At 73.2% G+C, this 12,807-nt stretch carries 13 protein-coding genes; 5 read left to right on the top strand and 8 right to left on the bottom strand.

The window, feature by feature from the left end; genetic code table 11:
• Positions 1–4 precede the first annotated feature (4 nt).
• Positions 5–991: a 4-hydroxy-3-methylbut-2-enyl diphosphate reductase gene (locus OG767_RS05485; RefSeq protein ID WP_405092425.1), complete on the bottom strand. Its 987-nt coding sequence runs from the start codon at positions 989–991 to the stop codon at positions 5–7.
• Positions 992–1,060: 69 nt separating this feature from the next.
• Between OG767_RS05485 and xseA the strand changes: the two genes are divergently transcribed.
• Positions 1,061–2,317 (top strand): exodeoxyribonuclease VII large subunit, encoded by a 1,257-nt coding sequence (gene xseA, locus OG767_RS05480; RefSeq protein ID WP_374709263.1) that lies wholly within the window; start codon positions 1,061–1,063, stop codon positions 2,315–2,317.
• Between the two features lie 13 nt (positions 2,318–2,330).
• Positions 2,331–2,543, top strand: a complete 213-nt coding sequence (locus OG767_RS05475; protein WP_281942790.1) for an exodeoxyribonuclease VII small subunit — start codon at positions 2,331–2,333, stop codon at positions 2,541–2,543.
• A 75-nt stretch (positions 2,544–2,618) separates the two neighbouring features.
• On the opposite strand, the gene OG767_RS05470 is transcribed toward OG767_RS05475, so the two are convergent.
• Both OG767_RS05470 and OG767_RS05465 read right to left on the bottom strand, forming a co-directional pair.
• Positions 2,619–3,461 carry a hypothetical protein gene (locus OG767_RS05470; protein WP_405092424.1) on the bottom strand — a complete coding sequence of 281 codons (843 nt, stop codon included), beginning with the start codon at positions 3,459–3,461 and terminating at the stop codon, positions 2,619–2,621.
• Between the two features lie 90 nt (positions 3,462–3,551).
• Positions 3,552–4,241 carry a DUF4245 family protein gene (locus OG767_RS05465; RefSeq protein ID WP_405092423.1) on the bottom strand — a complete coding sequence of 230 codons (690 nt, stop codon included), beginning with the start codon at positions 4,239–4,241 and terminating at the stop codon, positions 3,552–3,554.
• A gap of 148 nt (positions 4,242–4,389) precedes the next feature.
• On the opposite strand from OG767_RS05465, the gene glpX reads away from it, so the two are divergent.
• A complete protein-coding gene (gene glpX, locus OG767_RS05460; RefSeq protein WP_107162337.1) occupies positions 4,390–5,421 on the top strand; it encodes a class II fructose-bisphosphatase in 1,032 nt (343 codons plus the stop codon).
• Entirely contained in the window at positions 5,418–6,425 is a 1,008-nt protein-coding gene (locus OG767_RS05455) for a DMT family transporter (RefSeq protein WP_405092422.1), read from the top strand. The genes glpX and OG767_RS05455 overlap by 4 nt, the downstream gene beginning before the upstream one ends.
• 25 nt (positions 6,426–6,450) lie before the next feature.
• Here OG767_RS05455 and OG767_RS05450 read toward each other — a convergent pair whose 3' ends face one another.
• Complete coding sequence (locus OG767_RS05450) at positions 6,451–7,380, bottom strand: NAD-dependent epimerase/dehydratase family protein (RefSeq protein ID WP_405092421.1); 930 nt, start codon at positions 7,378–7,380, stop codon at positions 6,451–6,453.
• 140 nt (positions 7,381–7,520) lie between these two features.
• Between OG767_RS05450 and OG767_RS05445 the strand changes: the two genes are divergently transcribed.
• Positions 7,521–8,207: a TetR/AcrR family transcriptional regulator gene (locus OG767_RS05445; RefSeq protein WP_405092420.1), complete on the top strand. Its 687-nt coding sequence runs from the start codon at positions 7,521–7,523 to the stop codon at positions 8,205–8,207.
• Between the two features lie 66 nt (positions 8,208–8,273).
• Here OG767_RS05445 and OG767_RS05440 read toward each other — a convergent pair whose 3' ends face one another.
• The 4 genes from OG767_RS05440 to OG767_RS05425 form a co-directional block, all read right to left on the bottom strand.
• Positions 8,274–9,242, bottom strand: a complete 969-nt coding sequence (locus OG767_RS05440; RefSeq protein WP_405092419.1) for an NAD(P)/FAD-dependent oxidoreductase — start codon at positions 9,240–9,242, stop codon at positions 8,274–8,276.
• 101 nt (positions 9,243–9,343) lie between these two features.
• Positions 9,344–10,003: a rhomboid family intramembrane serine protease gene (locus tag OG767_RS05435; protein ID WP_405092418.1), complete on the bottom strand. Its 660-nt coding sequence runs from the start codon at positions 10,001–10,003 to the stop codon at positions 9,344–9,346.
• Between the two features lie 103 nt (positions 10,004–10,106).
• Positions 10,107–10,802: a transglycosylase SLT domain-containing protein gene (locus OG767_RS05430; RefSeq protein ID WP_405092417.1), complete on the bottom strand. Its 696-nt coding sequence runs from the start codon at positions 10,800–10,802 to the stop codon at positions 10,107–10,109.
• 299 nt (positions 10,803–11,101) lie between these two features.
• On the bottom strand, positions 11,102–12,517 hold the full coding sequence (locus OG767_RS05425; protein ID WP_396773058.1) for a PhoH family protein: 1,416 nt from the start codon (positions 12,515–12,517) through the stop codon (positions 11,102–11,104).
• Positions 12,518–12,807 lie beyond the last annotated feature (290 nt).

The following is a 12,807-nucleotide window of genomic DNA, read 5'->3' as shown; positions in this document are numbered from 1 at the left end:
CCGGTCAGCCGCGCGCCGCGGCGGCCTTCATGTCGCGCTTGAGCTCCTGCGGCAGCGAGAAGGTCAGCCGCTCGTCGGCGGTGGTGATCTCCTCGACGTCGGCGAAGCCACGCTCGGCCAGGTGCGCGAGCACGTCCTGGACCAGGTCGTCCGGCACGCTCGCGCCGGAGGTCAGCCCCACGGTGCGGGCCCCGGCCAGCCAGGCGTCGTCGATCTCGTGGGCGAAGTCGACCAGGTGACCGGCGCGGGCGCCGGCGTCGAGCGCGACCTCGACCAGGCGGACCGAGTTCGAGGAGTTGCGCGAGCCGACCACGATCACCACGTCGCACTCGGGGGCGATCTCCTTGACCACGTGCTGGCGGTTGGAGGTGGCGTAGCAGATGTCGTCGCTGGGCGGTGACTGGAGCAGCGGCAGGCGCTGCTTGAGCCGGGCCACGGTCTCCAGCGTCTCGTCGACCGAGAGCGTGGTCTGGGAGAGCCAGACCACCTTCTCCGGGTCGCGCACGGTGACCTGGTCGACGCTGTCCGGCCCGTCGACGAGCTGAATGTGGGCGGGGGCCTCACCGGCGGTGCCGATGACCTCCTCGTGCCCCTCGTGACCGATGAGCAGGATGTCGTAGTCCTGCTGGGCGAACCGCCGGGCCTCGTGGTGCACCTTGGTGACCAGCGGGCAGGTGGCGTCGATCGCCCTCAGCGAGCGCTCCTTGGCCTGCTCGTAGACCTCGGGGGCGACACCGTGGGCGGAGAAGATGACGGTGGCGCCCTCCGGCACCTCCTCGTTCTCCTCCACGAAGATCGCGCCCTGGGCCTCCAGCGTGCGCACCACGTGCTTGTTGTGCACGATCTGCTTGCGGACGTAGATCGGCGCGCCGTAGAGCTTCAGCGCCTCCTCGACGGTCTGCACCGCCCGGTCCACGCCCGCGCAGTAGCCGCGGGGCTTGGCCAGGAGCACGCGCTTGCCGGTCCGGGGAGTCGTCTCAGCGTCAGTCACCCGACCATGGTACGTGCGCCCGCCGCGCCCTCGCCCGGCCTGTCGGCCCCGGGCCGTAGGGTGGGCGGGGTGAGCGCGGGTGAGGTGGGTCGGGGCACACCCCCGGAGCGGAGCACGCCCCCGGAGCGGAGCACCTCCGAGGAGCCGTGGCCGGTCCGGGTGGTCAGCCAGAAGGTCGGCGCCTGGATCGCCCGGCTCGGCTGGGTCTGGGTCGACGGCCAGGTGGCGCAGATCAGCCGCCGGCCCGGCGCCGCCACCGTGTTCCTCACCCTGCGTGACCCGTCGGCCGATCTCAGCCTGACCGTCACCACCAACCGCGACGTGCTCGACGCGGGCGCGCCGGAGCTGCGCGAGGGCGCCCGGGTGGTGCTGCACGCCAAGCCCGAGTTCTACGCCGCGCGGGGCACGCTGAGCCTGCGCGCCGACGAGATCCGCCAGGTCGGCCTCGGCGAGCTGCTGGCCCGGCTGGAGAAGCTCAAGAAGCTGCTGGCGGCCGAGGGGCTGTTCGACAGGTCCCGCAAGCGGCGGCTCCCGTTCCTGCCGGGCCGGGTCGGCCTGATCACCGGGCGGGCCTCGGCGGCCGAGCGCGACGTGCTGACCAACGCCCGCCGTCGCTGGCCGGCGGTCGACTTCCGCACCGTCAACGTGGCGGTGCAGGGGTCCGCCGCGGTGCCCGACATCGTCGGCGCGCTCAAGGTGCTCGACGCCGACCCGACGGTCGACGTGATCGTCATCGCCCGGGGCGGCGGTGGCATCGAGGACCTGCTGCCCTTCTCCGACGAGGCGCTGTGCCGGGCGGTCTTCGCCTGCCGCACGCCGGTGGTCAGCGCGATCGGCCACGAGACCGACGCGCCGCTGCTCGACTACGTCGCCGACGTCCGGGCCTCCACGCCCACCGACGCGGCGAAACGGATCGTGCCCGACCTGACCGAGGAGGTCCGCCTCATCGGGCAGGCCCGGTCCCGGCTGGAGCGGGCCGTACGCCATCTCGTCGACCGTGAGCAGCACCGGGTCGACCTGCTCCGCTCCCGCCCGGTGCTGGCCCGACCGCAGGTGATGGTCGACCAGCGCGCCGTCGAGGTCACCGCGCTGCGGGACCGCGCCGGCCGGTGCCTGACGCACCGGCTGGGCGCCGCCGACGACGACCTGCGGCACACGCTGGCCCGGCTGCGTGCGCTCTCCCCGGCGGCGACGCTCGACCGTGGCTACGCCATCGTCCAGCGCGCCGACGGCCACGTGGTCCGCGCGGCGTCCGAGGTGGCCAAGGGCGATCCACTGCGGGTACGCCTCGCCGAGGGCGAGCTGACCGCCACCGTCGACGGCTGATGAGATGGGACCGATGACTGAGAAGACCAAGGACGAGCAGCTCAGCTACGAGCAGGCGCGCGCCGAGCTGGCCTCGGTGGTGGAACGGCTGGAGGCGGGCGGCACCTCGCTGGAGGAGTCGCTGGCCCTGTGGGAGCGCGGCGAGCAGCTCGCCGGTGTCTGCCAGCGCTGGCTGGACGGCGCGCGGGCCCGCATCGACGCCGCCCGGCAGCGCGCCGGGGAGTGAGCCCCGGAGGCGGTACGCCGCAGCGGCGTCGGGATGCCACTGCGGCGTACCGGCGACGAGCCGGACGACCTCCGGTCAGTTGAACAGGTTGTACAGCTCCGGCGGCGCCTCGACGACCTGGTCGGCCGAGGGCTTCTGGGCCGCGGCAGCGGCGCCGTAGTCACTGTAGGTGATCTTGACGTCCTGCGCGGCGCTCTGACCGGCGGCCGGGATCTTGAGCACCAGCTCACTGAGCCGGCCCTGCGGGTCGACCTTGGCGGTGAACGGCACCGACTGGGCCTGCGCCCCGAGCGCGGTGATCACGGCCGGGTCGAGCGAGCCCGCCTCGGCGGCCTTCGACACGTCGACGGTGCCCTCGTACGCGCCGTCGCCGCTCTGCCGTACGTCGGTGATGCCCTGGGTGAGCACGGCGCTGCCGGCCGGGTCGATCTTCTCGAAGTCGAAGCCCAGCGCCCGGTTGCCCTTGATGCGGCTCTGGTCGAGGTGCTGGTACTTGCCGGTGTTGAGGTTCTTCACGCCGGGGATCTGGGTGGCGGCGGTGCCGCCCAGCTCCAGCTTGACCCAGCTGTCCGGCTTGGCGTGGATGAGGTCCAGCTTCATCATCAGGTCCGACGACGGGTCACCGATCGTCATCCGCATCTCGGCGCTCTGGCTGGGCTGGTGCACCTGCCCCTCGGCGGTGGAGCCGGCACCGGTCATGGCGAACCGGAAGTTGCCCTCCCGGATCGCGTTGGTGGAGTCGAGCAGCGCCTGCTTGGCCGCGCTGCCGGACGCCGTGGCGCTGGGGGCGACGCTGCCGGAGGCGCCGGCGCTCGGGGTCGCGGAGGCGTCGGACGTGCCGTTGCCGTTGCAGGCCGCCAGGCCGGGAATGAGCAGCGCCGCGGCGAACGCGGTGGCGCTGAAGCGTCGTATCTTCACGTCAACCTCTCCAGGTGGGTCGTCCGGGATCGTGTCCCTTCTGTTCCCTGAAGCGGCGTTCGGCAATCCCGGTCACCCGACCGGGGGATGTCAGCGCAGCGAGGTGGCCAGCCGGCGCAGCTCCGTCTCCCCCGCGTCACCGACCACGATCACCGTGCGGTTCGGTTCCAGCAGGACGAGCGCCTGCTCGTTGCCGCGGGCGGTGTACCGCTGCCAGCTCAGCCCGTCCGGCAGGTCGGCCGGGCCCTGCGGCTGGCCGTCGCTCAGCTCGGCCGGCAGCAGCTTCTCCGCCGGGATGTTGCTCTCCACGAGCTGCGCGCCCCGGCCCTCCGGGGTCAGGTACCCGATGCGCAGCGTCGCGCCGTCCGTCTCGGTCCGGAAGCGGGCGTTCACCGTACGCCAGTCGTCGCCCAGCCCGGTCGGCGTGGCGACCGGGAAGGCGTTGGCCGCGCGGGCCTGCTCCAGCGCGGGCGCCGGATCGACGGTGACCGGCGAGTCGCCGCCGAGAAAGCCCCGGTAGAACGCGATCAGCAGCGCGATCGGCACCAGCAGGATCAGCAGCGACAGCACCATGTCCTTCGGGGACCGCTCGGAGCGGGCCTTCTCCTTCCCCGGAGGCGGGGCGGGACGCTCACCGGCGTCGGCGAGCGGCGCGGACGCCGACGGCTCGACGAGCGCGGGCGTCCCGTCCGGCGGGGTGGCGCCGGGCCGCACCGGCGGCTGGCCGTCGGGCGGCGTGGCGTCGGACGGTACGCGGTCGGCAGGCTGTGCGGGTTCCACCCGGCCATTGTCGCAGCCCGACGGGGAAGGTGATCCTGGCCTCCTCCGCCCCGCCGGGGCGGCGAACCTGAGATCGTGTGAGGATCAGCGACAAAACCGGCGGCACCCCCGCCGGTCCACCCCGCAACGTCGCGAGGAGGAGGCCGCCATGACAACCACCGGTACGCGGACGCCCCAGGATCTCGACCGCAATCTCGCCCTCGATCTGGTCCGGGTCACCGAGGCCGCGGCCATGGCCGCCGGCCGTTGGGTCGGCCGGGGCGACAAGGAGGGCGGTGACGGCGCCGCCGTCGACGCCATGCGCAAGCTGATCAACTCGATCCCGATGCGGGGCGTCGTGGTGATCGGCGAGGGCGAGAAGGACAACGCCCCGATGCTCTTCAACGGCGAGGAGGTCGGCGACGGCACCGGTCCCGAGGTCGACGTGGCGGTCGACCCGATCGACGGCACCACACTGATGAGCAAGGGCATGCCGAACGCGCTCGCCGTGCTGGCGGTGGCCGAGCGCGGCGCGATGTTCGACCCGAGCGCGGTCTTCTACATGGAGAAGCTGGCGGTCGGCCCGATGTACGCCGACGTGGTCGACATCAACGCCGGGGTCGCCGAGAACATCCGCCGGATCGCGAAGGTCAAGGGCACCGACACCAGTGAGGTGACGGTCTGCGTGCTGGACCGGTCGCGCCACGACGACCTGGTGAAGCAGATCCGGCGCTCCGGCGCCGGCATCCGGCTCATCTCCGACGGCGACATCGCCGGCGCCATCGCGGCGGCGCGCGGCGAGTCGGACGTCGACGTGCTGATGGGCATCGGCGGCACTCCCGAGGGCATCACCGCGGCCTGCGCGCTGAAGTGCATGGGCGGCATGATGCAGGCCAAGCTCTGGCCGAAGGACGACCAGGAGCGGGAGAAGGCGCTGGCCGCCGGGCACGACCTGGACCGGGTGCTGTTCACCGACGATCTGGTCACCGGCGACAACTGCTTCTTCGTGGCCACCGGTGTCACCTCCGGCGACCTGCTGCGCGGCGTGCGCTACCGGGCCGGTGGGGCGTACACCCAGTCGATCGTGATGCGCTCCAAGAGCGGCACGATCCGGGTCATCGACTCGTACCACCGGCTGGAGAAGCTGGCTCTCTACTCGGCTGTCGACTTCGACGGGCGCCCGTTGGCCGAGCAGGAGTGACCACGACCGGGACGCCGACGCCAGCGCCGACGCTGTCGACCGGCCGGCGGATCGCCGGGGTGGGGCTGGCCACCGGCTCCGGCGTCCTGGTGGCGCTCCAGTCCCGGATCAACGGCGAGTTGGGCGTACGGCTGGCCGACGGGATCGCCGCCGCGGTGGTCTCGTTCGGCCTGGGCCTGCTGATCCTGTTGGTGCTGGTCCCCGCCACCCCCGGGGGCCGACGAGGGCTGGCCGCGCTGCGCGGCGCGCTGCGCACCGGCGCGCTGCGGCCGTGGCAGTGCCTGGGCGGCGTGTGCGGCGCGTTCCTGGTGGCGACGCAGGGGCTGACCATCGGCGCGCTCGGCGTGGCCGTCTTCACCGTCGCGGTGGTGGCCGGGCAGTCCGGCAGCAGCCTGCTGGTGGACCGCGCCGGCATCGGCCCGACCGGCCGGCAGGCGGTCACCCCGAACCGGCTGATCGGCGCGGTGCTCACCGTGCTGGCCGTGCTGCTGGCGGTGGGCGACCGGCTGGGCGACCCGGGCGCGCTGGCGCTGGCCCTGCTGCCGCTGGCGGCCGGCGTGGGCATCGCCTGGCAGCAGGCGGTGAACGGCCGGGTCCGCGCGGCGGCGGACAGCGCGCTGACCGCCACGCTCGTCAACTTCGCGGTCGGCACGGTGGCGCTGCTCGCCACGTTCGCGGTGGAGGTGGCGGTGCGGGGTCGGCCGACCGGCGGCTTCCCGAGCGAGCCGTGGCTCTATGTCGGCGGCCCGATCGGCATCGTGTTCATCGCGCTGGCCGCCGCGCTGGTCCGGTTCACCGGGGTGCTGCTGCTCGGCCTGGCCACCATCGCCGGGCAGATCGTCGGCGCGGTGCTGCTGGACGTGGTGCTGCCCACCGCCGCCTCACACCCCGCCCTCAACACCCTCCTGGGCGCCGCCTTGACCCTCGCCGCCGTCCTCATCGCCGCCGGGGGTAAGGCGGGGCCCCCTGTTAACGCCTCCGGTAGAGGCGGGGCCCCCGCTTGACCAGCGCGTCAACAGGGGGCCCGGCCTAACGCGGAGCCGGGGCGCGCAGGCCGGCGACCATCTCGTCGACGATCCGGTCCAGCGGGGTCGGCTCGACGCCGAGCGTGGCGGTGGCCGCGGACGAGTCCAGCACGAACGGGCCGGCGAACTGGTGTGCCGTCTCGCGCAGTTCCCGGGTGAACGGGTTGACCACGCCGGCCGCCCAGAGCACCGGGTACGGCATCCGGGTCAGCCGCGGCGCGGGCGCGCCGGCCCGGGCCGCCGTCCGCCGGGCCAGCTCCCGCATGGAGGCCGCCGGCGGGCTGGGCACGTGCCAGGCCCGGCCCCAGGCCCGCGCGTCGGTCGCGGCGGCGACCAGGGTACGGGCGACGTCCGGGACGTACGTCCAGGTGTGCGGCGCGTCCCAGTCGACAGGCAGGAACACCCGCTGCCCGGCGAGCACCCGGGGCAGCACCATCATGGCCAGCGAGGTGCCGCCGAGGCCGATGTAGTCGGAGCCGCGTACCTCGGTGACCCGGGCGTGACCGGCGCGGTGCGCGGCCAGGGCGTCGGCCCACATCCGGTTGCGGACCCGGCCCTTGGTGCCGGTGGCGGCGAGCGGGGTCGCCTCGGTCATCGGCGCGTCGACCGGGCCGTACCCGTAGAGGTTGCCGACGGTGGCGAGCACGGCGCCGCTGCGCCCGGCGGCGGTGAGCAGCGCGGCGGCCAGCGGCGGCCAGTCCGTGGCCCACCTGTGGTACGCCGGGTTGGCGCAGTTGTGCAGCGCGACGGCGCCCTCGGTCAGCGCGGTGAGCCGGTCGGCGTCACCGGCGTCGGCGGCGATCCGCTCGACCGCCGGATGTTCCGGGCCGGTGCCGCGCCGGGTCACCACGCGCACCCGCTCGCCGCGCTCGGCCAGCAGTCGGGCGGTGGCGGTGCCGACGGGTCCGGCGCCGACGATCACGTGCAGGGCCATGACAGGTCCACCTTCTCTGAAGCAGTAGTCCGAATCGAGAGCACTGCTCTCGAAGAAGAGCATGACTCACAGAGCGACCATCAGTCAAGAGCAGTGCTCTCTGTTTTGATTGCCGCTCTCGCTCGTGGCACAGTGGGCGCATGGTCGCTCCCTCGCTCCGCGCCCGGGTCCGCGCCGGGATGATCGAAGAGATCAAGGCGGTCGCCCGCCGTCACCTGGCCACCGACGGCGCGGACCTCTCGCTGCGCGCCGTCGCCCGGGACCTCGGCATGGCCTCCTCCGCGATCTACCGCTACTTCCCCAGCCGTGACGACCTGCTCACCGCGCTGATCCTGGAGGCGTACGACGCGCTCGGCGACGCGGTGGAGACGGCCGACGCCGCCGCCGACCACGACGACCTGCGCGGTCGCTGGCTCGCCGCCAGCCGCGCGGCGCGCGCCTGGGCGCTCGCCCACCCCGCCGAGTACGCGCTGCTCTACGGCAGCCCGGTGCCCGGCTACGCGGCCCCGGACGACACGGTCGCGCCCGCCCAACGGCCCCCGATGACGCTGCTCGGCATCCTGCGCGACGGGATGGCCGCCGGCCGACTCACGCCGCCGGACGAGGAGCTGCCCGAGCCGCTGCGCGACGACGTGGCCGAACTGACCGCGCTGACCGGGGTGCCGCTGCCACCCGCGCTGATGGTCCGGGCGATGGCCGGCTGGACCCAGCTCTTCGGGCTGATCAGCTTCGAGCTGTTCGGCCGGATCAACCGGGCGCTGCCGCACCGGGACGAGTACTTCGACCACCAGATCGCCCTGACGGCCGACCTGGTCGGCCTGCCCTGACGGCGACCCGCAGGGGGTTGAGAAGGGGCCCCACCTCTACCGCAGGCGTTAAGAAGGGGCCCCTCCTTACGTGCCGTCGGAGGAGTGGCCGGGGAAGAGGTGCGCCGTTGGGTCGATGGCGACCGCGGCGTTGTTGACGGCGGTGGCCGCCTCGCCGAAGCCGGTCGCGATGAGCCGGACCTTGCCCGGGTACTCGGTGATGTCGCCGGCCGCGAACACCCGGGGCAGGTTGGTGGCCATGGCGCTGTCGACCACGATGTGCCGCCGGTCCAGGGCCAGCCCCCACTCGGTAAGCGGTCCCAGGTCGGCGGTGAAGCCGAGCGCGGCGACCACGGTGTCCACCGGGAGCGTCTCCACCGCGCCGCCGCGTACGGTCAGCTCGGCGCCGGTGACGTGCTCCTCGCCGTACAGCCGGCTCACCTCGGCGTTGACCACCACCCGCACCGGCAGCGCCCGGACCCGCTCGACGGTGGCGGCGTGCGCGCGGAAGCGGTCCCGCCGGTGCGCCAGCGTCACCGACCGGGCCAGCGGCGCGAGTGTGACCGCCCAGTCGAACGCCGAGTCACCGCCGCCCACGATGAGCACGTGCCGGTCGGTCAGCTCGACCGGCTGCGGCACGAAGTAGACGATCCCGGCGCCGGTGAAGCTCTCCGCGACCGGCAGCGGCCGGGGCGTGAAGCTGCCCAGCCCTCCGGTCACCACCACCGCGCCGCAGCGGAGCTGCGCACCGCCGGCCAGCCCGAGCACCGGCCGGCCGTCGAGGTGGGACAGCTTCTCCGCGCGTACGCCGAGCAGGTAGTCGGGGTGGTACGGCGCGGCCTGGGCGAGCAGGTTCGCGATCAGCTCCCGGCCCTTGACGGCGGGGAAGCCGGCAACGTCGAGGATCAGCTTCTCCGGGTACATCGCGGTGACCTGACCACCCGGCTCGGGCAGCGCGTCGATCACGGCGACGGAGAGCCCTCGGAACCCGGCGTAGTAGGCGGCGAAGAGCCCGGCCGGGCCGGCCCCGATCACGGCGAGATCGACTTCGCGCATGGCGTACCGTCACTTTCGGCCAGGGATCAACCCGTGCTGCCGACGGTAGGCGGGCCGGTGACCTGGGGCAAGGATGTCCCGCCGGTCGATCGATCGCGTCGTCAGGGCAGCCTGAGCGGCGGCGACCCGAGCGGGTCCGGCGTGCCGGTGTCCGCGCGACGGCGGAACAGGATCGCGGCGACCACGCCGCCGAGCAGCCCGAACAGGTGACCCTGCCAGGAGATCCGCTCGTCGGTGGGGAGGATGCCCAGCAACTGCCAGCCGTAGAGCAGGCCGACCAGCAGCACCACCGCGAAGTTCCACCAGCTCCGCTCCACCACGCCCCGGGTGAGCAGGATGCCGAGGTAGCCGAAGATCACCCCGCTCGCGCCGACCACCACCGAGCTGGGCGAGCCGGTGAACCACACGCCCAGCCCGCTGACCAGGATGATCACCGCGGTGGACCAGAGGAATCGGCGGGTGCCGGCGGCCAGCACGAACGTGCCGAGCAGGATCAGCGGGATGCTGTTGCTGTAGAGGTGGTTCCAACCGGCGTGCAGGAACGGCGAGAAGAAGACGCCGTCCAGGCCCTGGATGCGGTGCGGGATGATGCCGGCGGTGAGGTCGAGGTTGAGCCGCAGCCCGACGTCGAGCGCCTCGATGAGGAACAGCACCGGCACCACCGCGCACATGGCGACGAACGCCCGGCCGAGCGACGCGTAGAACGCGTCGGTGCCGAACCGGTGGGGGTCTCCGCCGCGCGGGCTGTCCTGCCAGTTCACCTGTCAACAGCTATCAGCAATTGCGGCGGACCGCCACTCGGGCGGACAGACGACGGCGGCGGGACACCCGGATCACCGGGCCTCCCGCCGCCGTTCGACTCGATCAGTACCAGCCCTCGCTCTGCGACTGCTGCCAGGCGCCGCACGGGGTGTCGTACCGGCCCTTGATGTAGCCGAGGCCCCAGGTGATCTGGGTGGCCGGGTTGGTCCGCCAGTCGTCGGCGACCGAACCCATCTTGCTGCCGGGCACCGCCTGCGGGATCCCGTACGCGCCGGAGCTGCTGTTGGACGCCTTCGGGTTCCAGCCGCTCTCCTTCGTCCAGAGCTTGTCCAGACAGGGGAACTGGTCGATGCCGAAACCCTTGTCCAGCATGACCGCGCAGCCGACCTTCCGGTTGCCGCTGTACTCCGCGCAGGACGCCGGAATCGGCCCGTCGTACGGCTTGGCCTTCGCCTCGGCCTCCGCCTTGGCCTCCGCCTCGGCGCGCTCCTTCTTGCGGTTCGCGGCGGCGCGCTCGGCGGCCTTGGCCCGCTCGGCGGCCTCCTTCGCCGCCGCCTTGGCCCGCAGCTTGGCCTGGTACTCGGCGGCGCGCTGCCGGGACGACTGCAGGCGATGGTCGGCCTGCCGTTCGCGCTGGTAGGTGTATTCGGTCCGGTCGACCTCGCGGCCGACCTGCGCGGTCAGGCCCTGCTGCTGGGTCTGACGATCTTCGCCCAGGTAGAAACCACCGGCGACGCCCACGGAGAGCAGCGCGACAGCGGCCGTACGGGCGCCGAACCGGCTCCAGAGCCGACTCACGAAGTTTCCCTTCGTCGGAGGCAGGGACACGGCACCACGCGTGGCCGCACGGCCGCGCCCGGGTGCCGCGAGCGCCCCGACCCACCGGTCTCCGCCGGCGCACCGACCCCCGTGGCTCCCGCCGTCGTGGCGGGGGATGCTCGACGAGGTGCCGGGTGCGAATGGGACTCCAGGCACTGGAGTTGTCGGTGACGCTCGATGGACACCATCGCGCACGGTGAGGCGGGTGGGAAACCGCGGGAGGCAAAAGTGATCTGCGCCACACTTCGAATAGGGACGAAGTGGGACATAACGACCAGTCAGCTCGGGATGTCCTCCAGCAGGTCGGTGACCATCGCGGCGATCGGCGAACGCTCCGACCGGCTGAGGGTGACGTGCGCGAAAAGAGGATGGCCCTTCAGCGCCTCGATCACCGCGGTCACGCCGTCGTGCCGCCCCACCCGCAGGTTGTCGCGCTGCGCCACGTCGTGCGTCAGCACCACCCGCGAACCCTGACCGATCCGGGACAGCACGGTGAGCAGAACCCCCCGCTCCAACGACTGCGCCTCGTCGACGATGACGAACGCGTCGTGCAGGCTCCGGCCCCGGATGTGGGTCAGCGGCAGCACCTCCAGCAGGCCGCGCGAGGTGACCTCCTCCAGCACGTTCTCGTGCACCACCGCGCCCAGCGTGTCGAAGACGGCCTGCGCCCAGGGCGACATCTTCTCCGACTCCGAGCCGGGCAGGTAGCCCAGTTCCTGGCCGCCGACCGCGTACAACGGGCGGAAGACGATCACCTTCTTGTGCCGGCGGCGCTCCATCACCGCCTCCAGGCCGGCGCAGAGCGCCAGCGCCGACTTGCCGGTGCCGGCCCGGCCGCCCATCGACACGATGCCGATCGACTCGTCCAGCAGCAGGTCGAGCGCGATCCGCTGCTCCGCCGAGCGCCCGTGCAGGCCGAACGCCTCCCGGTCACCGCGGACCAGCCGAACCGTCTTGTCGGGCAGCACCCGGCCCAACGCCGAGCCCCGCGACGAGTGCAGCACCAGGCCGGTGTGGCAGGGCAGGCCCGCGGCGGCGTCGACGTCGAGCGCCTCGCCCGCGTACAGCCGGCCGATCTCGTCGTCGGGAAGCTCCAGCTCGGCCATCCCGGTCCAGGTCGGGTCGCTGGCCTGGCCGTGCCGGTACTCGTCCGCGCGCAGGCCGACCGAGGCCGCCTTCACCCGCAGCGGCATGTCCTTGCTGACCAGGGTCACGTCGCGGCCCTCGGCGGCCAGGTTGAGCGCCACCGAGAGGATCCGGGCGTCGTTCGACTCGTTGCGGAAGCCGGGCGGCAGCACGCCGTCGTCGGTGTGGTTCAGCTCCACCCGCAGCGTGCCGCCGGAGTCGTTGGCGGGCACCGGGCGGTCCAGCCGGCCGTGCCGCACCCGCAGCTCGTCCAGCATGCGCAGCGACTGGCGGGCGAACCAGCCCAGCTCGGGGTGGTGCCGCTTGCCCTCCAGCTCCGAGATGACCACCAGCGGCAGCACCACCTCGTGCTCGGCGAAGCGGTGGAACGCCGCGGGGTCGGAGAGGAGGACCGAGGTGTCCAGGACGAAGGCCGGGCCGGATGGTCGGGGCTCCTCGGTGCCGGCGGTGGCGGCAGCGGCGCTCCGCCGGCTGCGCGTGGTCCGGCGGGTCGTGGCGGTCGCGGCCGGGGTCGGCTCGGCTCCGGCGGGGGTACGGCGAGTGGTCACAGGCCTGCTCCGCGGATGGGCACCCGGCCACCCGAGTTCCGCCTCTTCCGGTGCCCGGCGGACACGGGGTCGGATGCGGGCCCCGTGCGCGAGGTCGCAGGTCCGGGCTGTCCGGCTGGCCCGGGAAAACCCCGTGCCATGCCTAGACGCTAATCGCCGTGGGCCCGCTCGGCTAGAGCCCTGGGTGGATCACCGGTGAACACGCCGGAACCGGCCGGGATGCATGCCCCCTGCGCGCATCCCGGCCGGGGCCGGAGCCGCCGGCCTCGCGCCGCCACGACGGCGGGCGG

Source organism: Micromonospora sp. NBC_01392, assembly GCF_045040125.1.
Lineage (GTDB): Bacteria > Actinomycetota > Actinomycetes > Mycobacteriales > Micromonosporaceae > Micromonospora.
The sequence above is the reverse complement of the archived record's forward strand: the minus strand, read 5'-3'. Positions and strand labels throughout refer to the sequence as shown.

Excerpts from the sequence above, each read along its gene's own strand:
- OG767_RS05475 (WP_281942790.1), top strand. The coding sequence starts at position 2,331 with ATGACTGAGAAGACCAAGGACGAGCAGCTCAGCTACGAGCAGGCGCGC.
- glpX (WP_107162337.1), top strand. The coding sequence starts at position 4,390 with ATGACAACCACCGGTACGCGGACGCCCCAGGATCTCGACCGCAATCTC.
- OG767_RS05445 (WP_405092420.1), top strand. The coding sequence starts at position 7,521 with ATGGTCGCTCCCTCGCTCCGCGCCCGGGTCCGCGCCGGGATGATCGAA.
- OG767_RS05450 (WP_405092421.1), bottom strand. The coding sequence starts at position 7,380 with ATGGCCCTGCACGTGATCGTCGGCGCCGGACCCGTCGGCACCGCCACC.
- OG767_RS05440 (WP_405092419.1), bottom strand. The coding sequence starts at position 9,242 with ATGCGCGAAGTCGATCTCGCCGTGATCGGGGCCGGCCCGGCCGGGCTC.